21 protein-coding genes and 3 tRNA genes are annotated in these 20,871 nt (G+C 60.4%); 7 read left to right on the forward strand and 17 right to left on the reverse strand.

From position 1 onward, the window contains the following. Positions 1 to 6: 6 nt before the first annotated feature. Genes BLR31_RS10805 through BLR31_RS10820 form a run of 4 tightly spaced genes read right to left on the reverse strand, consistent with a single transcriptional unit; the run spans position 7 to position 4,856 of the window. Positions 7 to 1,590, reverse strand: a complete 1,584-nt coding sequence (locus BLR31_RS10805) for an ABC transporter ATP-binding protein (protein WP_090595997.1) — start codon at positions 1,588 to 1,590, stop codon at positions 7 to 9. After that, positions 1,587 to 2,408, reverse strand: coding sequence for an ABC transporter permease (locus tag BLR31_RS10810; protein WP_210183910.1), 822 nt, complete (start codon positions 2,406 to 2,408; stop codon positions 1,587 to 1,589). Before BLR31_RS10810 ends, BLR31_RS10805 begins: the two co-directional genes overlap by 4 nt. Beyond that, positions 2,405 to 3,352, reverse strand: a complete 948-nt coding sequence (locus BLR31_RS10815; RefSeq protein WP_090596004.1) for an ABC transporter permease — start codon at positions 3,350 to 3,352, stop codon at positions 2,405 to 2,407. Before BLR31_RS10815 ends, BLR31_RS10810 begins: the two co-directional genes overlap by 4 nt. Positions 3,353 to 3,371: 19 nt before the next feature. Then, the gene (locus tag BLR31_RS10820) at positions 3,372 to 4,856 is read right to left on the reverse strand and encodes an ABC transporter substrate-binding protein (RefSeq protein ID WP_090596007.1); all 1,485 of its coding nucleotides are present in this window, start codon (positions 4,854 to 4,856) and stop codon (positions 3,372 to 3,374) included. A gap of 176 nt (positions 4,857 to 5,032) precedes the next feature. Here BLR31_RS10820 and BLR31_RS10825 point away from each other — a divergent pair, with 176 nt between their 5' ends. From BLR31_RS10825 to BLR31_RS10835, 3 genes are all read left to right on the forward strand, one after another. Beyond that, positions 5,033 to 5,260: a hypothetical protein gene (locus tag BLR31_RS10825; protein ID WP_090596010.1), complete on the forward strand. Its 228-nt coding sequence runs from the start codon at positions 5,033 to 5,035 to the stop codon at positions 5,258 to 5,260. Positions 5,261 to 5,342: 82 nt separating this feature from the next. Continuing rightward, a complete protein-coding gene (locus BLR31_RS10830) occupies positions 5,343 to 5,672 on the forward strand; it encodes an I78 family peptidase inhibitor (protein ID WP_176762611.1) in 330 nt (109 codons plus the stop codon). Positions 5,673 to 5,840: 168 nt separating this feature from the next. Then, entirely contained in the window at positions 5,841 to 6,584 is a 744-nt protein-coding gene (locus BLR31_RS10835; RefSeq protein ID WP_090596226.1) for a glycosyltransferase family 2 protein, read from the forward strand. Here the strand turns inward: BLR31_RS10835 and BLR31_RS10840 are convergent. Then, positions 6,581 to 7,360 carry a phosphodiester glycosidase family protein gene (locus BLR31_RS10840; protein ID WP_090596229.1) on the reverse strand — a complete coding sequence of 260 codons (780 nt, stop codon included), beginning with the start codon at positions 7,358 to 7,360 and terminating at the stop codon, positions 6,581 to 6,583. The two genes, BLR31_RS10835 and BLR31_RS10840, sit on opposite strands and share 4 nt — an antisense overlap. Before the next feature lie 147 nt (positions 7,361 to 7,507). Next, positions 7,508 to 7,584 (reverse strand) — tRNA-Asp (locus BLR31_RS10845). 243 nt (positions 7,585 to 7,827) lie between these two features. On the opposite strand from BLR31_RS10845, the gene BLR31_RS10850 reads away from it, so the two are divergent. Genes BLR31_RS10850 through arfB form a run of 3 tightly spaced genes read left to right on the forward strand, consistent with a single transcriptional unit; the run spans position 7,828 to position 8,801 of the window. Continuing rightward, a complete protein-coding gene (locus BLR31_RS10850) occupies positions 7,828 to 8,037 on the forward strand; it encodes a hypothetical protein (RefSeq protein ID WP_090596016.1) in 210 nt (69 codons plus the stop codon). Continuing rightward, a complete protein-coding gene (locus BLR31_RS10855) occupies positions 8,015 to 8,365 on the forward strand; it encodes a YbjQ family protein (RefSeq protein ID WP_210183911.1) in 351 nt (116 codons plus the stop codon). The genes BLR31_RS10850 and BLR31_RS10855 overlap by 23 nt, the downstream gene beginning before the upstream one ends. 4 nt (positions 8,366 to 8,369) lie before the next feature. Continuing rightward, positions 8,370 to 8,801 (forward strand): alternative ribosome rescue aminoacyl-tRNA hydrolase ArfB, encoded by a 432-nt coding sequence (gene arfB, locus BLR31_RS10860; protein ID WP_090596020.1) that lies wholly within the window; start codon positions 8,370 to 8,372, stop codon positions 8,799 to 8,801. 70 nt (positions 8,802 to 8,871) lie between these two features. Here the strand turns inward: arfB and BLR31_RS10865 are convergent, their stop codons facing one another. The 8 genes from BLR31_RS10865 to BLR31_RS10900 all read right to left on the reverse strand — a co-directional run bounded on the left by BLR31_RS10865 (position 8,872) and on the right by BLR31_RS10900 (position 16,065). Beyond that, complete coding sequence (locus BLR31_RS10865; RefSeq protein WP_090596023.1) at positions 8,872 to 9,207, reverse strand: hypothetical protein; 336 nt, start codon at positions 9,205 to 9,207, stop codon at positions 8,872 to 8,874. A 229-nt stretch (positions 9,208 to 9,436) separates the two neighbouring features. Beyond that, a tRNA-Val gene (locus BLR31_RS10870) sits at positions 9,437 to 9,512 on the reverse strand. A gap of 245 nt (positions 9,513 to 9,757) precedes the next feature. Then, a complete protein-coding gene (locus tag BLR31_RS10875; protein ID WP_090596026.1) occupies positions 9,758 to 10,030 on the reverse strand; it encodes an HU family DNA-binding protein in 273 nt (90 codons plus the stop codon). A gap of 319 nt (positions 10,031 to 10,349) precedes the next feature. Then, positions 10,350 to 12,782 (reverse strand): endopeptidase La, encoded by a 2,433-nt coding sequence (lon, locus tag BLR31_RS10880; RefSeq protein WP_090596029.1) that lies wholly within the window; start codon positions 12,780 to 12,782, stop codon positions 10,350 to 10,352. Positions 12,783 to 13,047: 265 nt separating this feature from the next. Continuing rightward, positions 13,048 to 13,431 (reverse strand): hypothetical protein, encoded by a 384-nt coding sequence (locus BLR31_RS10885; RefSeq protein ID WP_090596032.1) that lies wholly within the window; start codon positions 13,429 to 13,431, stop codon positions 13,048 to 13,050. Positions 13,432 to 13,583: 152 nt separating this feature from the next. Then, the gene (gene clpX, locus BLR31_RS10890) at positions 13,584 to 14,861 is read right to left on the reverse strand and encodes an ATP-dependent Clp protease ATP-binding subunit ClpX (RefSeq protein WP_090596035.1); all 1,278 of its coding nucleotides are present in this window, start codon (positions 14,859 to 14,861) and stop codon (positions 13,584 to 13,586) included. A gap of 172 nt (positions 14,862 to 15,033) precedes the next feature. Further along, a complete protein-coding gene (locus BLR31_RS10895) occupies positions 15,034 to 15,663 on the reverse strand; it encodes an ATP-dependent Clp protease proteolytic subunit (RefSeq protein ID WP_090596038.1) in 630 nt (209 codons plus the stop codon). A 174-nt stretch (positions 15,664 to 15,837) separates the two neighbouring features. Then, positions 15,838 to 16,065, reverse strand: coding sequence for a hypothetical protein (locus BLR31_RS10900; RefSeq protein WP_090596041.1), 228 nt, complete (start codon positions 16,063 to 16,065; stop codon positions 15,838 to 15,840). Between the two features lie 128 nt (positions 16,066 to 16,193). On the opposite strand from BLR31_RS10900, the gene BLR31_RS10905 reads away from it, so the two are divergent. Next, entirely contained in the window at positions 16,194 to 17,447 is a 1,254-nt protein-coding gene (locus BLR31_RS10905) for a cytochrome P450 (protein ID WP_090596043.1), read from the forward strand. An 87-nt stretch (positions 17,448 to 17,534) separates the two neighbouring features. Here BLR31_RS10905 and BLR31_RS10910 read toward each other — a convergent pair whose 3' ends face one another. The 3 genes from BLR31_RS10910 to BLR31_RS10920 form a co-directional block, all read right to left on the reverse strand. After that, on the reverse strand, positions 17,535 to 19,010 hold the full coding sequence (locus BLR31_RS10910; protein ID WP_244505020.1) for an NAD(P)H-hydrate dehydratase: 1,476 nt from the start codon (positions 19,008 to 19,010) through the stop codon (positions 17,535 to 17,537). A gap of 142 nt (positions 19,011 to 19,152) precedes the next feature. Then, complete coding sequence (gene tig, locus BLR31_RS10915; RefSeq protein WP_090596048.1) at positions 19,153 to 20,541, reverse strand: trigger factor; 1,389 nt, start codon at positions 20,539 to 20,541, stop codon at positions 19,153 to 19,155. A 55-nt stretch (positions 20,542 to 20,596) separates the two neighbouring features. Next, positions 20,597 to 20,681: transfer RNA gene (locus BLR31_RS10920), tRNA-Leu, on the reverse strand. Positions 20,682 to 20,871: the final 190 nt, after the last annotated feature.

A 20,871-nucleotide genomic window follows, 5' to 3' on the forward strand; every position in this document is an offset into this window, starting at 1 on the left:
AAGGGTCTAGCCCGCAAGGCGAGGCGCCGCGGCCACAAGAGTTTTCGTATAGGCATGCGCGGGCCTCTCCAGCACATCCGCTGTCGGCCCAGCCTCGACGATCTTGCCGCCCGCCATAACCAGCACCCGGTCGGTAATGGCCCGCACCACTCCGAGATCGTGCGAGATGAATAGGTAGGCATGCCCGAGCCTATCGCCGAGATCGGCTAAGAGGTCCAGGATTTGCGCGCGTACGGAAACGTCGATGGCCGATACCGCTTCGTCGAGAACGATCAGGGCCGGCTCGATGATCAACGCCCGCGCGATCGCGATCCGCTGCCGTTGCCCACCGGAAAATTCGTGGATATAGCGGTCCGCCATCCCCGGCTCGATGCCCACGGCTTTGAGAGCGCTGTCGACTCGCCCCTCAAGGGCAGCGCCCTTTGGCGCCCCAGAGCCGAGCAGATGCAATGGCTCGGCCACGAGCCTGCCCACCTTCTGGCGCGGATCGAACGAACCATAGGGGTCCTGAAACACCATCTGCATATCACGCAGTGTTGCAAACGCCGCGCGGCCCGCTGCGTGCACCGCTTGCCCTTTGAGCAACACATGACCCGCCGTCACGGTTTCCAGGCCCAGTATCGCCCGCGCCAGCGTTGATTTCCCGCTGCCGCTTTCGCCCACCAGCCCGACACTCTCGCCCGCCTTGATCGTAAAGCTCACGTGGTCGACGGCCCGCATCGTCTCGTGAGGCCCGAAAAGCGACGTTCGCGGCAAGGCGTAATCCTTGCACAGCCCCTCGACTTCCAACAGGGCGCCGCCTTGTTTCCCACGCTGCCGCACCGGCACATGCGTCGAAGCGGCAATCAGCTTTTTCGTATAGGCGTTCCGAGGCGCCTGCAGCACCTCGAGCACAGTGCCGCGCTCGACCACGACGCCCTTATCCATCACCGCGATCGAATCGGCCATCCCGGCCACCACCGCCAGATCGTGGGTGATCAGCATCAGCGCCATGCCCTCGTCGCGGACCAGCCCGCGTAGCAGGTCGAGAATCTGCGCCTGCGTGGTGACATCGAGCGCCGTTGTCGGCTCGTCGGCGATCAAGAGCTTGGGTCGGAGTACAACGGCCATGGCGATCCCAACCCTCTGGCGCTGGCCGCCCGACAATTCGTGCGGATAGCGGGTGTGGGCGATCCTGTCATGGGGCAGCCCGACCCGTTCGAGCATGGCTTTCGCCAGCGCCCGCGCCTCGCTGCGACCGACGCGGGTGTGGATCCTCGCAGTCTCGGCCACCTGATCGCCGATGGTCATTAGCGGATTGAGCGCCGTCATCGGCTCCTGAAAGATCATGCCAATCTCGTCGCCCCGCAATGCGACCATCTCGCGTTCGCTCGCGGCTATTATGTCCCGGCCGTCAAATGCAATCTGTCCCGCGACTCGCGCGCCAACGGGCAACAGCTTGAGCACCGACAGCGCGGTCATGGACTTGCCGGAACCTGATTCGCCGACCAGCCCCAGCACTTCGCCGGGTGCGATCTCTAGCGAAACGCCATTGAGTACCGGCGTATCGCCAATCGATAGCGTCACCCCTTCGACGGTCACAAGGCTCATGCAGGGCCCCGCTGCAGTCTCGGATCAAAAAGGTCCCGCAGCCCGTCCCCGAAGAGGTTCAGGCCAAGCACGGTCGAGACAATCGCCAGGCCCGGAACCAGCGCCACATGCGGCGCCAGCGCGATCATCGTCTGCGCCTCGGCCAGCATACGCCCCCAGCTGGGCACCGGCGGTTGCGCGCCCAGCCCGACATAGGCCAGCCCCGCTTCTGCGAGAATGGCCAGCGAGAACTGGATCGTCGCCTGCACCAGCAGCGTGTTGGACACATTGGGCAGGATATGTTCGAGAGAAATCCGCGCCCTGCCCTTGCCCGCCAGCCTTGCCGCCAGAATGAAATCGCGCGTCCAGAGCGACAGCGCCGCTCCACGCGTCAGTCGGGCAAACACCGGGATATTGAAAATCCCGATGGCGATGATTGCGTTGATCGCACCCGGCCCGAAAATCGCAGTGATCAGGATCGCGATGATTAGCGCCGGAAAGGCGAACACGAGGTCATTGCCGCGCATGATCAAATCGTCAAACCATGATCCCGCCCTGGAAGCTGCCGTCAGCCCCAGTGGAACGCCGATGACCATGCCGACTCCCACCGCTACCAGGGCGACGGCGATCGATGTCCGCGCCCCAACGAGAATCATCGAAAAGATGTCGCGGCCGAAATGGTCTGTCCCCAGCCAATGCGCGTCCCCCGGCGGCACGAGCCGGTTACCCACCGCAAGCGCCGTGACGTCGAACGGCGTCCAGACGAGCGAGACGAGTGCCATCACGACGAACGCCAGGGAGAGCACAGCCCCGATGATCAGGCTCGGTGCCACTCTCATGGCGCCCTCCGGCGCAATCGTGGATCGATCAACGCGTAGGCGATATCGACAAGGAAGGTGATGGTGATCACGGCGAACACCAAAATCATCACAACCGATCGCACGACGATCAGGTCACGTGCCGAAATGGCCTGAAACGCCAGCCGTCCCAGTCCCGGCAGGTAAAACACGTTCTCGATGATGATCGCGCCGGCCAAAAGGAACGAGAACTGCAGCCCCATAATCGTGACCACCGGGATCAGCGCGTTCCGCAGCGCATGCCGCCACAGCGCCTGCCCCCGCGTCAGCCCCTTGGCTCGCGCCGTGCGGACATAATCTTCATCAAGCGTGTCGATAAGACTCGACCGCATCACCCGCGCCAAAATCGAGGCCTGCGGCAGCGCCAGCGCGATGGCCGGCAGCGTCAGCGCCCTCACCGCAGCCCCTGGGTCCTGCCAACCCGGAAATCCCCCAGATGAAAACCATCGCAAATTGACCGCGAACGCCAGCACAAGCAGCATCGCGAACCAGAAATTGGGTAGCGCGATACCGATCTGGGTCAGCCCCATCGCGGAGAAGTCGATCAGCCCGTTCCGATTGGCCGCCGCGAGCACGCCCACGGGAATGGCAATCAGTGTCGAGAGCGTCAGCGCATAGAGCGCCAGCGGCAGCGACACCCACAGCCGCTCGACGATCAAATCGGCGACCGGCACGCGATAGGTATAGCTGATCCCGAAGTCACCCACGGCCATCCCGGCGAGCCAGCCGAGATATCGCGCCGGCAATGGCGCCGTCAGCCCAAGCTGCTCGCGCAGCGCGGCCAGCGCCTCGGGCGAGGTGTTGAGCCCGAGCATGAACCGGGCGGGATCGCCCGGCAGCACTTCCAGCACGAGAAAGATCACGAGGCTGGCGACCAGCAGCGAGGCCAGCAGCGATATCGTCCTGCACAGCAGGAAGCGCGTCATCGCTCTGCCCCGCCGCTACCTATCGCGCCCAATAGGCGCCGGTCAGGTCCGTCGCCTGCGTCGGCGCGTTCACCCACATGCCTTCGAGATCGACATTCTGAACGCCCGCCTTGGCCAACTGGAAGAGATAGACGTTCACGTAGTTCTCGGCGATGTCCCGCTGCAGATCGCCCAGCAATGCGTTGCGCGCATCGGGATCGAGCGTTTCGTTGAGTTCATCCCAGATCGCGAGGAAACTCGGCGCCGCATAGCCGAAATAATAGTCATCCCGTCCATAAATTTCGATATCGAGCGGTTCTGTGTGCGAGATCACCGTTAGGTCGAAATCGCCATTGCCGAAAACCTGTTCGAGCCATTGCGCCCACTCGACATTGACGATCTCGGTCTCGATCCCGACCGCGCGCAATTGCGCCGCGATGATCTCTCCGCCGCGTCGGGCATAGACCGGTGGCGGTAGCGCTAGTGACAAGGTGAGACCCTCGACGCCTGCCTCGGCCAACAGCTCACGCGACCGCTGCGGATCGTGCGCCGACAAATCCAGCAGATCGACATAGGCCGGATGGTGCGGCGCGAAATGCGTGCCGATCGGGGTCCCATAGCCAAACATCGCCCCGTCGATGATCTCCTGCCGGTCGATCGCATGGACAATCGCTTCGCGCACACGCACATCATCGAGTGGTTCGCGCCGATTGTTCATCGCAAGGATGGTTTCGCCCTCGGTTGTCCCCACGATCGCCTCGAAGCGCGGATCGGCATCGAGGATCGAAAGCGTTTCCGGGGCCGGATATACGGGAAAAGTATCGACGTCCTCGGCCATCATCGCCGCAAAAGCCGCCGTCGGGTCGGCAATGAACCTGAACGTCGCGCGCTCGAGCTGCACCGGCTCGCCCCAATAATCGGGATTGCGCTCGATCGTAACGCTGTCGCCCTGCCGCCAGTCGGCGAAACGAAATGGACCGGTCCCCACCGGGTCGGTCGTGTTGGTCTCGGCGCTTTCAGGCGCGACGATCACCGCGTCACCCCACGCCATATTGAACAGGAAATTGCCGTTGGGCTGGTCAAGCGTCACGACGACGGTCGTATCGTCCTCGGCGGTAACCTCCGCAATATCGGCGAACAGGAACTTTTGCGCATTGACCGAGTCGTCTGCCCGCGCCCGGTCGAGCGAGAATACAACGTCGTCCGCTGTCATCGCGCTACCGTCATGGAACGTCACGCCGTCATGCAGCATAAACCTGTAGGTCAGCCCGTCCTCCGCGACGTCCCAGCTTTCCGCCAGTGCCGGTAGGATATCTCCATTCGGACCGAAACGGGTCAGACCTTCAAACACATTGGCATAGACCACCTCGTCGATCGCGGCCGCAGCATTGGATGTCGGATCGAGATGCGGGGGCTCGAGCACCAATCCAACGACCACATCGGTGCGCTGTGCCAGCGCCGGTCCCGACAGCGCCAGAATCAGTGCCGTCGATATCGCCAGAGATGCCTTGGCCCCAAAGCTCATGGTTTTTCCTTCCCCATCCGAGCAACGCTCGATTCTGCGCTATCTTATACCAGATCGTTGTGGCACCACGATCAGGCGCAATCGGTCCAGCCGGAACGAAAGCATGAGAAATACCATTGTCCATGCAATTGCCATGATTATAAAGGCAACGATTGCGTAACTATATGGAGGTTGGAATGGTGGCCTACCGAGACAATTCGATCTTCGCCCGGTTCAAAACGCGCACGCCTCAGCCTGTTCTCGACGGGCCAGAGCCCGAATGGCGCGAGAACATGCGCGATATGGGCTTGATGCTTTCCGGCATTTATCAGGATTTACGTGGCGACGCTGGTGATTCCTATGGCCATTTCCGTCGCTGGCTCGTCGGCGGCATGCGCAAGTTCTTCGCGTCTCGCAGCGACTGACCTCATTTTTCCGGATCAATCCCGCCGCCTTGGCGTTCATCTCACTCGGGGGGACCAAACCGCAATGAGAGGGACATTATTGATGTTCATTTCCAAAAAATCCGCACTTGTCAGCTTCGCGCTCGTCGGCACCTTGGCGCTGGGCGCCTGTTCCAGCACGCCACCAACTCCGCCGAGCAATTCCATGCCGCCCCCGGTCGATTGCGGCGCAAGCGGGCTGTCCTCACGCACCGGCCAGCCTGTGACCGGTAGCACGGCGCAGGATGTGCGTGTTGGCGGAGAGGAAGTGCGTTCGCAGGGTAGCGTCCGCGTCATCGGCCCGGGCGACATGGTGACTCAGGATTTCCGTGAGGACCGGCTGAATCTCGAAGTCAGCGCCACGGGCTCATTGGTCCGCGCCTATTGTGGATAACCGCAATTTGGCGCTAGAGACTTCTGCAAGGGCGGCGATGCCGCCCTTTTTCGTGCGTCGTTTCTGCCACGCCCTAAAACACGGTTGGCTACAATCTGGCGGATTTGGTTGATTATTGCTCCGCCACCGCATAGACGGGCAAAGCCTGTGCGGAACGCCGAGGAGACCATGGACGTCGCGTTTGTCATTCCAGCCCACAACGAAGAAGCCCTTTTGGGTGATTGTCTGAAGTCGGTTCTCGAGGAGATCGACCGAAGTCACCTGTGCGGGCGTGCCGAAGTCGTCGTGGTCGACAATGCCTCGACCGATCGCACCAGCGAGGTCGCCAGCGCCTTTCAGGGCGTGACCGTCGTCCGCGAGGAGCGCAAGGGCCTAGGCTATGCGCGCAAGGCGGGATTCGATAACTCGACCGCCGAGTTCGTCGCCAATATCGACGCCGATACGCTCGTGCCCGAAGGCTGGCTCGATATCGCGCTTGGCGAGTTCCAGCGCGAGCAGGGCCTCGTCTGCGTCAGCGGCCCCTATATCTATCACGACCTGCCCTGGCACAGCCGTGCCATCACCGAGGGCTTTTATTACATCACCAAAGGCGTTTACGGCCTCAACCGCTACGTGCTCAAAGTGGGCTCGGTCGTTCAAGGCGGCAATTTCGTCTTCAAGCGCGAAGCCTGGGCCAAAGCCGGCGGCTACAACCCCTCGATCACCTTTTACGGCGAAGACACAGACATCGCCGTGCGCCTGAGCCGCGTCGGGGGGGTCAAATGGACCTTCAAGCTGCGTATGCTGACCTCGGGGCGCCGCCTGCAAAAGCAGGGCGTCGTGCGTACGGGCCTGACTTACACGCTGAATTTCTTCGCGGTCACATTCCGGGGCAAGCCCGCGACGTCCAAATACGAAGATTATCGGGACTAATCGCCGAGATCACGGACGACCGCGAACATAGGCCCGTATCCACCGTGCCACGAGCGGTTGTTACGTCCTAGTTCCGGGTGATACACCCCGACCCCGTTTCCGCCATCAAGGAACAGCGCGTCAGGGCACAAGAGATGGTCTCTGAATAGCGTAGCGAAATTGAAGAAATTGATTCCGCCATCGGTCGCTGCCAGCTTTACCTGACCATCCTCACAAACGCCGACCCCACTTCGCCGCGTTCTGTCGCTCGATCCTTCGATGAGCGCTGGATGAAATTCCCCATCGATCACTAGCATCGGTCCCGATTGTGTCGCGAAGAGCGCATCAGGCGCCATAGCAATATAATCCTCGGTCGTCACCACGCCCGCGCCGTCGTCATCGAGATAAAAAACCCCATTGGGCCGCTTATAGAAATTCGGGATTTGAGCCGGGCGCCCCTCGACCACAATCGTGTTGATCGCCCGCGCCTGCTCACCATCTTCTACGTATAGCCCAGTAGGTGAAAAGTCCTCGCCATACATGCCCGCGTTGAACGCGAACACCAACTCCCTACCCCGCGCCTCCTCAGCCTCCGCCAGAGCCGAAAACCGCCGATAGGGCATTCCGTCAGCGTCGTTCAGGAACAGCCGGAGGTCATCGGTCGCGGGATCGATCGTGCAGACGATAAAGCCATTGCCGTCATAGGCGTCCCGGCTACAGCCCTCGGCCTCCGCCGTTTGCGGCGCACCTAATGCCGAAAGGAACCCCAAAATAGCAACTGCTTTGATATCGACCATGCCCGCCTGCATCCTTTCCACATTGATGCCAATGGCCATGATGATTCAGGCGATTGATTGACGTCCAACGCTCAGCACCCGCAGAGAGCGCAAACGAAAAAACCGCTTCACATGGAAGCGCTTGGACGTCTTTACAGAAGAGGAAAGTGGCGGGAGTGACGGGACTCGAACCCGCGACCTCCGGCGTGACAGGCCGGCGCTCTAACCAACTGAGCTACACCCCCTTGTGACCCCGGAGCAGTGCGCCCCGGCAAGGTGGGCTTCGTTTAGCGGTCGGCTTGGGGCAAGTCAAGCGACAACGTCCGCGCTTTTCGAAGTTTTTTCGATTGGCACGCATTTAGGCGGAGTTTCCCACAGGCAAGCGCACTAAGTCCTTGATCTGATTAACTCTATCGATCCGCCTCTTCCCCCTGTCGTATGGTGCCCCTGGCTGCTATCATGGCCCCGACACACTGACGGGGAACGCCATGCGCCTCGATACCTTCGCCCTTGCTCTCGTCGTCGTCTTTGCCCTTCTGTGGCTCGTGACGGCGGTCTCCGGGCTGATCGTCGCCGTGCCTTTTGGCCTTTTGGGTCTCATCCCGATCGCGGTCCTCCTAGGCCTTCTGGCGGCCGTCATCCATCAAAGGCTCCACAACAAGGAAGACGACTATTATGACAAGCACGTCGACCAGTAGCCCATCGGCCGGGATGATCGTCACCACGGCCGAAACCCTGCCCGGCCATACGATCGGCGCCACCCTCGGCATCGTGCGCGGCAACACCATACGGGCCCGCCATGTGGGTGCCGACATCGTTGCCGGGCTGCGCAATCTGGTCGGCGGGGAAGTTCCCGAATACACCAAGCTCATGGCCGAAGCGCGAGAGCAGGCTTACGACCGCATGGTCGCTCACGCGCGCACGGTCGGTGCCGACGCCATCATCGCCATGCGCTTTTCCACCTCCGCCATCTCCCAGGGCGCGGCGGAAATCCTCGCCTACGGCACAGCCGTCAAGCTGGATTGACGGCGTGGTCGATTCTCTTGAGATAACCGGTACGCTATCGATACCCTTGACGGAGATCGAGCTTAGCTTTGTGCGCAGCTCCGGCCCGGGCGGCCAGAACGTCAATAAGGTCGCCAGTGCTGTGCAACTACGCTTCGACGCGCGGAACTCCCCCTCCCTGCCCGACCCCGTGCGCCAGCGCCTTATCGCCCTTGCCGGCGCTCGCGCCACCAAGGATGGCACTATCGTCATAACCGCCGACCGTCACCGCACCCAGCCCCTCAATCGAGAGGATGCCCTGTCGCGGCTTGCGGACCTCATCAAGGCCGCCACGCACGTCCCCCGCAAGCGCCGCCCCACGCGCCCCACACTCGCCTCCAAACGCCGCCGCATGGACAGCAAGACCCGCCGCGGCGCCGTAAAGGCGCTGCGGGGCAGCAAGCCGGGCCAAGACTGAATATGTCGAAGCGAGACGCGACCAACTGTGATCGCGCCTCACACGGACCTGCCCGGACATCACCTCCAGATCAGTCGGAATATGTGTAAGTTGCCACTTCGCACACATTGACGCCCGCACGGATCATTTCCGACCCATCCGAGAAGACAGCGCGGAAGTCGTATCGACAGTATCCCGATCCATCGTCGATATTGATCATGACCGATGATCCCGACGGCACGACGCTACTGCCCAATATATCCTCTTCCCATGTCGTTCTATCGACATTGGACGCATAGAAATACATAAGCGTAGTTGATGTGTTGTTGACGATCCGAACCTGACGATTATAGCTCTGCGCATTAGCTGCAGAGGCAAACAGGAGCGTCATCAGTAAAAGTATTAAAGAGACCAGTTTTACACGCATGATGCACCCCCTGTGCTGCGACAACTGATACCGTTAAGAAAGCATGAAGTTTATAGGGCCGCAAGTGGTGGCACTCAACAATCATGTGGCAGGGTTAAAGGCGCTAACTTTTTAAACGCCTTCAAGTTTGACCTGCAGCCGAAAACAGAGGTACTTGCCAGTGCCTGCAATATCGCAAAAGCCTGATGCGTCCTGCAATCGGAGAGAACGCTGAGTTTAACAGGAAAAATGGTGGGCGATGACAGGCTCGAACTGCCGACATCCTCGGTGTAAACGAGGCGCTCTACCAACTGAGCTAATCGCCCTCTCGGCGCCCGTGGGGCGCTGCGATGAGGTGGCCTGATTAGGCGGAAACCCGGGCGCCGTCAATACGAGACGACCATAAAAATGGCGCCGGTCGAAGCAGGCGCGGCGCGCGGGCTGATGGGACCTGCACTTCGGCTACCAGGCGCACGAGAAAGCCAGCCACTGGCCGCCCACTCTGCACAAAACAAAAAGACCCCGGACCATAGGTTCCGGGGCCAAACTCGCTAGTCCAAAGCCATTTGGCTTAGTTCAGCGCGTCCTTGAGGCCCTTGCCAGCCTTGAATTTGGGCTGGGTCGAAGCTGGAATGTCGATTTCAGCGCCAGTGGCCGGATTGCGGCCCTTGGTGGCCTTGCGCTGCGTGGCGGCAAACGTGCCGAAGCCCACCAGGCGCACTTCATCGCCGCCCTTGAGAGCTGCAGTGATGGCATCGAACACAGCGTCTACCGCTGCTGCTGCCTGGGCCTTGGAGAGATCGGCCTTCTCGGCGACAGCCGCGCTCAGATCGTTCTTGTTCATAGCGTTTCCTCACAATGATATGCCCGTCCATCGAGGGACGAGCGGAAGCGGGTTCACCCAATTACGATTCCGGGGCAAAAGCAAGGAGAACTCCAGCTTTTCCGGCGTTTTCGACCGCAAGCTGGGGATATTTCGGCCCCAATTGGTCAAAATGAACTAGCCGACCACATGGCGCGCACATTTCGAGGCCCCAAATGGGTCAGAAACACTGGTGTTTCGGGTCGTTTTCACAGCTGCGAATCAGCACTTGCAAAGAGGACGTGCAAGCAGAAACGGCGCCCCAGGGGGCGCCGTTCGAGAGGTTTGGATGTAAATCCTATCAGTGCGGCAAGGTGGTGCCGGTTTCCTCGCCATCCACCTTTTCAGGCACAGGCTTGGCGTCGGCTTCCTCGAAGTTCCATTCGATGGGCTCGAGCTTTTCCACCAGCGCATGTTCGAGCACTTCGCCCATGCGGCTGACCGGGATGATCTCGAGGCCCTGCTTGACGTTGTCGGGGATCTCCTTGAGATCCATGACGTTCTCTTCGGGGATCAGGACCGTCTTGATCCCGCCGCGAAGCGCCGCAAGCAGCTTTTCCTTCAATCCGCCGATCGGAAGCACCCTGCCCCGCAGCGTGATCTCGCCGGTCATGGCGACATCGTTGCGGACCGGAATGCCGGTCATCACCGAGACAATCGCCGTGGCCATGCCGATACCCGCAGACGGACCATCCTTGGGCGTCGCGCCTTCCGGCACGTGCACGTGGATGTCGCGCTTGTCGAACAGCGGCGGCTTGATGCCGTATTCGACGGCGCGGGCACGAACGTAGGTCGCAGCAGCCGAAATCGACTCCTTCATCACGTCCTTGAGATTACCCGTCACGGTCATCTTGCCCTTGCCGGGGCTCATGATGCCTTCGATGGTCAGAAGCTCGCCGCCAACCGATGTCCAGGCAAGACCGGTCACGACGCCGACCTGAGGCTCGCTGTCGGCTTCGCCATACCGATACCGCGGTGCGCCGAGATAATCTTCGACCACTTGCGGTGTAACGACGATCTTCTTCTTGTCGGTCAGGAGGATTTCCTTGACCGCCTTGCGCATCAGATTGGCGATTTCGCGCTTGAGATTACGCACGCCTGCTTCACGGGTGTAGCGCCGCGTCAAAAGCATCAGCGTTTCATCAGGCAGCTCGAACTCTTCGGCGCGCAGACCGTGCTCCTTGAGGGTCTCGGGAATGAGGTGGCGGCGGGAAATCTCCCACTTTTCCTCATCCGTGTAACCGGACAGGCGAATGATCTCCATGCGGTCGAGCAACGGACCGGGAATGTTGAGCGTATTCGCCGTCGTCACGAACATCACGTCCGACAGGTCGAAATCGACCTCGAGGTAATGATCGTTGAAGGTCGAGTTCTGCTCAGGGTCGAGCACTTCGAGCAGTGCGGAGGACGGATCGCCCCGGAAGTCCTGGCCCATCTTGTCGATCTCGTCGAGCAGGAACAGCGGGTTTGCTTTGCCTGCCTTTTTGAGCGACTGGATCACCTTGCCGGGCATGGACCCGATATAGGTGCGCCGGTGGCCGCGGATTTCCGCTTCGTCCCGAACGCCGCCGAGCGACATACGCACATACTCGCGTCCCGTGGCCTTGGCGATCGAGCGAGCCAGCGAGGTCTTGCCGACGCCCGGAGGGCCGACAAGGCACAGGATAGGGCCCTTGAGCTTACCGGTGCGGCTCTGCACGGCAAGATACTCGACGATGCGTTCCTTGACCTTCTCGAGGCCATAGTGATCGCTCTCGAGCACGTTCTCGGCAAAGGACAGATCGCGCTTGACCTTGGACTTCTTGCCCCAGGGCAGGTTCAGCATCCAGTCGAGATAATTGCGCACGACCGTGGCTTCAGCCGACATCGGGCTCATCTGCTTGAGCTTTTTCAGCTCAGCATCGGCCTTGGTCCGGGCTTCCTTGGACAGCTTGGTCTTGGCGACGCGCTCTTCGAGCTCCTGGAGCTCGTTAGTGCCGTCTTCGCCATCGCCCAATTCGCGCTGGATCGCCTTCATCTGCTCGTTGAGGTAGTACTCGCGCTGGGTCTTTTCCATCTGCCGCTTGACGCGGCTGCGGATGCGCTTTTCAACCTGCAACACCCCGATCTCGCCTTCCATCAGGCCGAGCACGCGTTCCAGGCGCTCGGTGACCGATGGGGTCGAGAGGATGTCCTGCTTGTCGGCGATCTTGACCGCCAGATGGCTGGCGATGGTATCGGCGAGCTTGGAATGGTCGTCGATCTGGGTAACGGCAGCCACCACTTCGGACGAAATCTTCTTGTTGAGTTTGACGTAGTTTTCGAACTCGGTCATCGCCGAACGCGCAAGCGCTTCAGCCTCGACGGCGTCATGCCCTTCGGTGGGCAGAGCCTCGGCCTGAGCCTCGAAATAATGCTCGGTCTGGACGTATTTATCGATTTTCGCGCGATGCAGGCCCTCGACCAGAACCTTCACCGTCCCGTCTGGCAGCTTCAGGAGCTGCAGGACGGAAGCAATGGTGCCGATCTCGTAGATCCCATCAGGCGCAGGATCGTCTTCCTGGGCGTTCTTTTGGGTGACGACCAGGATGTGCTTGTCTTCGCGCATCACTTCTTCAAGCGCGCGCACGGACTTTTCGCGGCCGACAAACAGCGGCACGATCATGGAGGGAAACACCACGATGTCGCGCAGGGGCAGGACGGGATAAACCTTTTCGCGGTCGAATTCGACGGCGGCGGTCGGTGTTTCGGACATAAACTATCCTTTCGTGGTTGCCGTGACGGGGAGGCGTCCGCGGCAACGCGGGTGGTCCTGTCGTCCAGTGTGCGCCCAGTCTCTTAGGGATTCGCTAACCAGAACGACTCTTCGCTCACTAAGATAGGGCAATATTGCTGCGCCACAAGCGCGCGACATTCACTTTCCGGGGTCAAGCCACAGATGGATGGCTATGCGCTTAACGCATGGCGGCGCCATTGCACATTCGTCAGCGTGTCGAGATGTTGGCGTGGTGAACGGGGCTCTAAAGCAAACTGTCGTAATTGGTTTCGCAAACGGCCAGCTGCGCGGCAAAACTCGCGCTATCCATCAGCGCCAGATCCATCGCCTCCCCGTCGAATACGCTCCAGATTTCGTCGACCTCTGCCTGGCGCATCCCATCCTCGAGAAGCATGGCATCGATATCTGCACCGAGATCGAACGACAAATTCTCGTAGCGGATCGCGTCGTCGGTCTCGGCCTCGTAGACGAAGGATTCCTCAAACAGCAGCGCACTGCACCAGATCGCCTGGATCAACGCCTTGTCGAGCCGCGACACCAGCTTGTTCTGCGGCTGGGCCACAGCCGTACCCGTCGTCACCAGCAGCGCGGCAACCGCCAGACTTGCGCTGAATTTGCCCCTGTTCATTGTCCGTCCCCCGACTGTCCCCCGGCGCATCGAGTGTAACAAGCGTTTGCGCAACCCGCAAAGAACTTAAGCACGGTTGGGCGTAGCCTTCGTCTGAACAAAAAAGCCCGGATCGAGCGATCCGGGCCTTTTCAAAACTATGCATCCAACACTCAGGCGCCGGACTTCATGTCTTCCTTGGCGCGCTCGGAATAGATGTAGAGCGGGCGGACGTCCTTGTTGTCGACGACTTCCTGGCTGATCACCACCTCTTCCACGCCCTCAAGCGAGGGTAGGTCGTACATGGTGTCGAGCAGGATCGCTTCGAGGATAGAACGCAAGCCACGCGCGCCGGTCTTGCGGGCAATCGCCTGGCGGGCAACGGCCTTGAGCGCGTCTTCGTGGAAGGTCAGCTCGACGTCTTCCATTTCGAACAAGCGTGCATACTGACGGATCAGCGCGTTCTTGGGCTCGGAGAGAATTTGCACGAGCGCGTCCTCATCGAGATCTTCAAGCGTTGCGATGACCGGGAGACGACCGATGAATTCCGGGATCAGACCGAACCGGACCATATCCTCGGGCTCGACTTCGGCGAGAATATCACCGACGCGACGGTCGTTGGGGTCCTTGACGCTGGCGGTAAAGCCGATCGAGGAGTTTTCGCCCCGCGCTGCGATGACCTTTTCGAGGCCTGCGAACGCACCACCGCAGATGAAGAGGATGTTGGTCGTGTCCACCTGCAGGAATTCCTGCTGCGGATGCTTGCGGCCACCTTGGGGCGGAACTGAAGCGACGGTCCCTTCCATGATCTTCAGCAGCGCCTGCTGCACACCCTCGCCCGAAACGTCACGGGTGATCGAGGGATTGTCGGACTTGCGCGAAATCTTGTCGACTTCGTCGATATAGACGATGCCGCGCTGCGCCTTGTCGACATTGTAGTCGGCAGCCTGCAGAAGCTTCAAAATGATGTTTTCGACGTCTTCGCCCACGTAACCGGCTTCGGTCAGCGTGGTGGCGTCGGCCATGGTGAAGGGCACGTCGAGAATACGGGCCAGCGTCTGAGCCAGCAATGTCTTGCCGCAACCGGTCGGGCCGATCAGCAGAATGTTGGATTTGGAAAGCTCAACATCCTGGTTCTTGGTCGCGTGGTGCAGGCGCTTGTAATGGTTGTGCACGGCAACAGAGAGCACGCGCTTGGCGCGGCGCTGGCCGATGACGTAATCGTCGAGCACTTTGCAGATGTCGGCCGGGCTCGGCACGCCATCAGCGGACTTGACCATCGAGGTTTTCGATTCCTCGCGGATGATGTCCATGCACAACTCCACGCATTCATCACAGATGAATACGGTGGGTCCGGCGATCAGCTTGCGGACTTCGTGTTGGGATTTCCCGCAGAACGAGCAATACAGCGTGTTCTTTGAGGTTTCTCCGCTCGAATTTTCCTTGGACATCTAGCAACTCCAGAAGCGCATAAAGCGCTTGGTTTTCATTCGCCGATTTGAACGCTACCTGACGACGCGTGAAAAAACTGTAATCCACATCGACCATAATGGCCCGAAGGCATGCGTGCAATCGGAACGGGCGCTTTGTCCAGCGCCCGTTTCAAGGGCGGTAAAGCGGGGACTATGCCCCCGCTTCAGGAACCGCCCGCTTGTCGTGGACGTGATCGATCAGCCCAAGTTCCTTGGCCTCTTCCGGAGACAGGAACTTGTCGCGCTCAAGCAGATCTTCCACCTGCTGATACTCAAGGCCGGAATGCTTCACATAGATTTCATTGAGGCGGCGCTTGAGGTTTTCGGCCTCACGGGCGTGAATCATGATGTCGGTCACCTGGCCCTGATAGCCGCCCGAAGGCTGGTGCACCATGACGCGCGCATTGGGAAGGCACCCACGCATATCCTTTTCGCCCGCCGTTAAAAGCAGCGAACCCATCGACGCAGCCTGGCCCATGCACAGGGTCTGCACCTTGGGGCGGATGAACTGCATGGTGTCGTAGATCGACAGCCCTGCCGTCACCACGCCGCCGGGCGAGTTGATATACATCGCGATTTCCTTCTTCGGATTTTCCGATTCCAGAAACAGTAACTGAGCCACGATGACCGAGGCCATGTTGTCTTCGACTACGCCGGTCACGAAAATGATGCGCTCGCGCAGAAGACGGGAATAGATGTCGAAGGCGCGTTCGCCGCGATTGGATTGCTCGACCACCATGGGTACGAGCGTATTCATATAAAGGTCTACGGGATCCCGCATTGTCTCACATTCTCCCTCGGGGAATTTCGAATCAGTATCACTGATTGCAGGCGATCGCTGCTTAAAGGACTGTAAAGGGTCACATAGGCTTGGAGGCGTTCGTGTTCAATAGCAAGCCCGAGCATGGCCCAAATATGGCGCATGCTTAACGCGGATCGCGGCCAGCGCGTGGCGTTACGAAAAGCTGATCGTCACGCCCTGCTTGCGGAAATAGCTCTGCATGAACTTGCGCCCCTGCCTGTTGGGCTGGGCCAGCTTGTCGTTCTCGAACACGGCTTCCTTCACGCCCTCGCGCGCCATGGCCGCCTTGAGGTTGGCAATATGCAGGTTGAGTTCTTCATTGTCTTTCTCAAGCGAGGCGTAGATGGCCTCTATGGCCTGCGAAACGGTCAGATCGCTCATCGATGTCTCCAATATGATTGCCTTTCCTCCTAACGATTTTCTGGGCACAGGCAAGGCCAGGGGATTGGCCAGCCCGTTTAGTCCGGCATAGACTTTTGTCTTGTCGGAACCACAGGCAGGCGGACGCCATGGCGGCCATTCTCCAAGTCAGACCCATTACCGATGTCCCCGAAGGGCGTCGCGCCAGCGCCAAACCGTCCGATCCGGCGTTCTATCAGAACCCCTACCCGTTCTACACTGAGCGCAATACCACAACTCCGGCCTTCTTCTGGGAAGAATACGGCCATTGGTGCTTCGCCGATTTCCAGTCGGTCAGCGCCCTGCTCCGCGACCGCCGCTTCGGGCGCGACATCTTGCACGTCGCGACCCGGGACGAGATCGGCCTGCCCGACCTCAAGCCTCACACCGCCGATTTCGACCTCACCGAAAAATACTCATTGCTCAATCTCGAACCGCCTGCCCACAGCCGTCTGCGTACGCTTGTTCATCGCGCCTTCGTCTCTCGCCAGGTGGAGCAATTGCGCCCGCGGATCGCGGACCTCGCAAATGAGCTGATCGATGGTTTTGAAAGTCAGGGCGAGGTCGAATTGATCACCGCTTTCGCTGCCCCCATACCGGCCATCGTGATCGCCGAAATGATCGGCCTACCCGCCGAGATGGCGCCGCAGCTGCTCGACTGGTCGAACCGCATGGTCAGGATGTACATGTACGCGGTCACCCACGAGACCGAGCTGGACGCCAACCGCGCCGCCGCCGAGTTCACCGAATACCTGCGCTCAGTTATCGGCGAACGGCGCAAAAGACCGCGCGAAGACCTTCTGAGCCACATGATCGCGGCCGAACAGGGCGGCGAGCGCCTGAGCGACGACGAGGTTCTTTCGACCGCCATCCTCCTGCTCAATGCGGGACATGAGGCGACCGTCCACACCACCGGTAACGCGGTCAAGGCAATCCTCGAAAGCGGCTTTGACCCACGCTCCCTCTTCACATCGCCCGAACAGACCGAGGCCACTGTCGAAGAAGCCATGCGGTTCGACGCACCGCTGCACATGTTCACACGTTACGCGCTGACGGACACCGAGATCGACGGGATTTCACTTCGCAAGGGCGATGTCATCGGCCTCATGCTTGGCGCCGCCAATCGCGACCCCAAGCGCTTTCTCAACCCCAACACCTACGATCCTTTCCGTACCGACTGCGCCCATGTCAGCTTCGGCGCGGGCCTTCACTTCTGCATCGGCGCGCCGCTGGCACGTCTCGAACTGCAGATCGCCCTTCAAACTCTCTTTGAACGGCTCCCCAAACTGCACCTGACCGCCAAGCCGCACTATCGTGACGCCTACCACTTCCACGGTCTCGATCGTCTGGATGTCGGCTGGTAGAGCAGCCGCAGCGCTCCCCCCTCCGTCATCCTGGGCTCCACCCATGACCCAGGATTCTCGGCACCCGCTTTCTGGCGCTGCGCCGCCTCAGATCTGCGCGACGACCAGATCCGCCAACACCTCTGGGATGAGCCTCGGCAAATCCTCAGCGATCATGCCGGGTTTCCCGAATGCATGCGCAGCTCTGCCGTGAATATAAGCGCCGGCGCATGCAGCATCGAAGGCCGGCATGCCCTGCGCCACAAGTCCGCCGATCACACCGGCTAAAACATCCCCCGCACCCGCTGTTGCCAGCAATGGTGAGCTCGTCGTGTTGATCACCGCCCGCCCTTCCGGATGCGCGATCACCGTATCCGAGCCCTTCAGCAATACGATCGCGCCCGATATCTCTGCCGCCGCCAGCGCCATGTCGGTCTTGGGACCATCGATGTCGCCGAACAACCGCTTGAACTCGCCCATATGCGGCGTCAAGACCACCGGGACCTCCCGTGCCTTGATGCCAGCGAACAATTCCTTGGGGTCGTCCGCAAAACTCGTCAGCGCATCAGCGTCCAGCACCAACGTCGCCGCGCTGCCCAGCGCCTTGGACACTGCATCGCGCGTCGCCGCGCCGATCCCCATTCCCGGTCCCATGACAAGGGCATTCTTGCGCGTGTCGCCGAGCAACTCGGCCAACCCATCGGGCCCGTGCGCTTCAGCCAGCATGATCGCCGTGACATGGGCCGCATGCACCAGCAGCGCGTCACGCGTGCCCGCCAGCGTCACCAGCCCTGCCCCGATCCGCGCCGCCGCCTGAGCCGCCAGCCGCGCCGCCCCGCTATGCAGTGCATCACCCGACACTACGAGACAGTGGCCGGCATCATATTTATGCCCGTCGACGCGACGCTCCGGCAGGCGCCAGAGATGAGGATCGTTTTCGTGCAGAGCCACGTCGATCTCGGCCAGCACCGAATCCGGTATGCCGATATCAGCCAACAGCACTTCGCCGCACAGCTTGGCACCCGGAAAAAGCAGGTGTCCGGGCTTGTGCCGGAAGAACGTCACCGTCAGTTCGGCCTCTATCGCGACGCCGCGAACCGCGCCTGTCTCGCCATCGACACCCGAGGGAATGTCGATCGCCACCACCTGCGCCGCTGTCGCGTTGACCGCATCGACCAGTTCGGCCAATTCGCCCGTCACATCGCGCGCCAGCCCCGCACCGAACATCGCATCGACGATGACGCCGAAATCCGCACACATAGCCGGGCTCGCCGTCTCGACATTGCCGGTCCACATGCGCGCCATCATCGCCGCATCGCCATCAAGATCGCTCTTGGCACATGTAATGCCGACCCGCACCGGCCAGCCGCGCTCGGACAGCAGCCGCGCGACGACAAACCCGTCACCACCATTGTTCCCCGGCCCGCACAAAACCAGCACCGGCTGCAGCGGAAAGCGCTGCGTCACCTCATAGGCGACTGCCTGCCCCGCATTTTCCATGAGCGTCATGGATGTCACGCCGGCATCGACCGCCAGCTTGTCGGCCTGGGCCATTTGGTGGGGGGTAAGCAGGTCCTGCACCATCAACTCCGGAACTCTTGTTTCGGCAGCACACCTCCCCACTGGCGCGCAAACCCAAACACAAAACAAATCAGGCCCCGCATGTGTTGCGGGGCCTGATTCAATTCGTTAGCTCTGTGTCGATAACGTGGCCGTGAACGACCGATCAGTGATCGTGATCGTTGTCGATATCAAAACCTTCTTCGCCTTCGCGAACCAGCTTGACCAGTTCGTCGCGGGAAATCTTCTTTTCCTTCACATCGGCCAGTTCGACGACGTAGTCGACGACCTTGTTTTCGAAGATCGGCGCGCGCAGGCCGGCAAGAGCGTTGGGGTTCTTGCGGTAGTAGTCATAGACCTGCTGTTCCTGGCCCGGGAAGCGACGAACTTCAGCGATCAGCGCCTGCTGGTGCTCCTCGTCGGTCACGTTGATCTCGTTGACATTGCCGATCTCGGCAACGACCAGCCCGAGGCGCACGCGGCGCTCAGCGATCTTGCGATAATCTTCCTGAGCCTTTTCCTCGGTCGTACCTTCGGCTTCGAAGGTCTTTCCGTGGTGTTCGACTTCGTGCTTCACGCGGTTCCAGATCGCATCGAACTCGGCGGTGACGAGCTTTTCGGGCACGTCGAACTTGTGGCCGTCATCGAGCGCATCGAGAACCAGACGCTTCATGCGCTGGGTCGAGAGGTCCTTGTTCTGGGCTTCGATCTGATCGCGGATCGCCTTCTTGAGCGCTGCGAGATCTTCAAGGCCGAGGGTCTTGGCGAATTCGTCATCGAGCTTCACGTCGGCCTTGGGGCCGTCGACATGGAGCATCTTGACCTCGAACTCGGCCTTTTTACCGGCCAGCTCGGCGTTCTGGTAATCTTCAGGGAAGGTGACGTTGATGGTCTTTTCGCCGCCCTTCTTGATGCCTACGAGCTGTTCTTCAAAGCCCGGAATGAACTGGCCCGAACCCACAACGATGTGTGTGTGATCAGCCGAACCGCCGTCAAAAGGCTCGCCGTCGATCTTGCCGACGAACGAGAGACCGACCTTGTCGCCGTCTTCGACGACGCCTTCGTCGCCCTTGTCTTCATAGCCGCGGTTCTGCTTGAAGAATTTTTCGACTTCCTCGTCGACCTGCTTGTCGGTCACTTCGACCACAGGCTTTTCGATCTTGATGGTCTTGAAATCCATCAGCTTGACGGGCGGCAGAACTTCATAGCTCACCGAAAACGTCAGATCGCCTTCGCCGTCGAGCACCTTGTTGATCAGGGTCTGGTCTTCGGACAGGTCGATCTCGGGCTGGGTCGCAGCCTTTTCCGAACGCTCTTCGAGGGTCTTTGAAACGGTATCGTTGATCGAATCCTGAAGCACTTCGCTCATCAGCGAACGGCCATAGACCTTCTTGAGATGCGCGGTCGGCACCTTGCCGGGGCGGAAGCCCTTGAGCTGGACCTTGCCCCGAACCTCGTCGAGCTTTTCGTCGAGCTTGGATGCGAGCGCCGTCGCCGGAATGGTCACATCGAGCTTGCGGCGCAGCCCTTCGTTCAGAGTTTCCGTCACGTTCATTTCTGTTCGATCCCGTCGTTCTTAAATGTCAAATTGGGAGCCGGCGCATTACAGATGGTGCGGGTGAGAGGAGTCGAACCTCCACGCCTTGCGGCGCTGGAACCTAAATCCAGTGCGTCTACCAGTTCCGCCACACCCGCGTATCTCGTACGCGCGGCGCCGAGTTGGCACGCGTCCTAGCCCAACTTGGGCCCACAGTCAAAGGCTCATTGTCTCCGCCGGGGCCTCGCCAGCCCTGCCCGTCCGGCTACAAACGCACGACATCATGGCGCATAAACAGGCATTCTGCACATATTTTAATCGACCGCTGCACAATCAACTTCAGGCGGC

It is taken from the genome of Pelagibacterium luteolum, assembly GCF_900100665.1.
In the GTDB taxonomy this organism is placed as follows: Bacteria; Pseudomonadota; Alphaproteobacteria; order Rhizobiales; family Devosiaceae; genus Pelagibacterium; species Pelagibacterium luteolum.

Excerpts from the sequence above, each read along its gene's own strand:
- BLR31_RS10835 (WP_090596226.1), top strand. The coding sequence starts at position 5,841 with ATGGACGTCGCGTTTGTCATTCCAGCCCACAACGAAGAAGCCCTTTTG.
- BLR31_RS10850 (WP_090596016.1), top strand. The coding sequence starts at position 7,828 with ATGCGCCTCGATACCTTCGCCCTTGCTCTCGTCGTCGTCTTTGCCCTT.
- BLR31_RS10805 (WP_090595997.1), bottom strand. The coding sequence starts at position 1,590 with ATGAGCCTTGTGACCGTCGAAGGGGTGACGCTATCGATTGGCGATACG.
- BLR31_RS10810 (WP_210183910.1), bottom strand. The coding sequence starts at position 2,408 with ATGAGAGTGGCACCGAGCCTGATCATCGGGGCTGTGCTCTCCCTGGCG.
- tig (WP_090596048.1), bottom strand. The coding sequence starts at position 20,541 with ATGAACGTGACGGAAACTCTGAACGAAGGGCTGCGCCGCAAGCTCGAT.
- lon (WP_090596029.1), bottom strand. The coding sequence starts at position 12,782 with ATGTCCGAAACACCGACCGCCGCCGTCGAATTCGACCGCGAAAAGGTT.
- BLR31_RS10885 (WP_090596032.1), bottom strand. The coding sequence starts at position 13,431 with ATGAACAGGGGCAAATTCAGCGCAAGTCTGGCGGTTGCCGCGCTGCTG.
- BLR31_RS10840 (WP_090596229.1), bottom strand. The coding sequence starts at position 7,360 with ATGGTCGATATCAAAGCAGTTGCTATTTTGGGGTTCCTTTCGGCATTA.
- BLR31_RS10855 (WP_210183911.1), top strand. The coding sequence starts at position 8,015 with ATGACAAGCACGTCGACCAGTAGCCCATCGGCCGGGATGATCGTCACC.
- BLR31_RS10820 (WP_090596007.1), bottom strand. The coding sequence starts at position 4,856 with ATGAGCTTTGGGGCCAAGGCATCTCTGGCGATATCGACGGCACTGATT.
- BLR31_RS10865 (WP_090596023.1), bottom strand. The coding sequence starts at position 9,207 with ATGCGTGTAAAACTGGTCTCTTTAATACTTTTACTGATGACGCTCCTG.
- BLR31_RS10830 (WP_176762611.1), top strand. The coding sequence starts at position 5,343 with ATGTTCATTTCCAAAAAATCCGCACTTGTCAGCTTCGCGCTCGTCGGC.
- BLR31_RS10900 (WP_090596041.1), bottom strand. The coding sequence starts at position 16,065 with ATGAGCGATCTGACCGTTTCGCAGGCCATAGAGGCCATCTACGCCTCG.
- clpX (WP_090596035.1), bottom strand. The coding sequence starts at position 14,861 with ATGTCCAAGGAAAATTCGAGCGGAGAAACCTCAAAGAACACGCTGTAT.
- BLR31_RS10875 (WP_090596026.1), bottom strand. The coding sequence starts at position 10,030 with ATGAACAAGAACGATCTGAGCGCGGCTGTCGCCGAGAAGGCCGATCTC.
- BLR31_RS10825 (WP_090596010.1), top strand. The coding sequence starts at position 5,033 with ATGGTGGCCTACCGAGACAATTCGATCTTCGCCCGGTTCAAAACGCGC.
- BLR31_RS10895 (WP_090596038.1), bottom strand. The coding sequence starts at position 15,663 with ATGCGGGATCCCGTAGACCTTTATATGAATACGCTCGTACCCATGGTG.
- BLR31_RS10910 (WP_244505020.1), bottom strand. The coding sequence starts at position 19,010 with ATGGTGCAGGACCTGCTTACCCCCCACCAAATGGCCCAGGCCGACAAG.
- BLR31_RS10815 (WP_090596004.1), bottom strand. The coding sequence starts at position 3,352 with ATGACGCGCTTCCTGCTGTGCAGGACGATATCGCTGCTGGCCTCGCTG.
- BLR31_RS10905 (WP_090596043.1), top strand. The coding sequence starts at position 16,194 with ATGGCGGCCATTCTCCAAGTCAGACCCATTACCGATGTCCCCGAAGGG.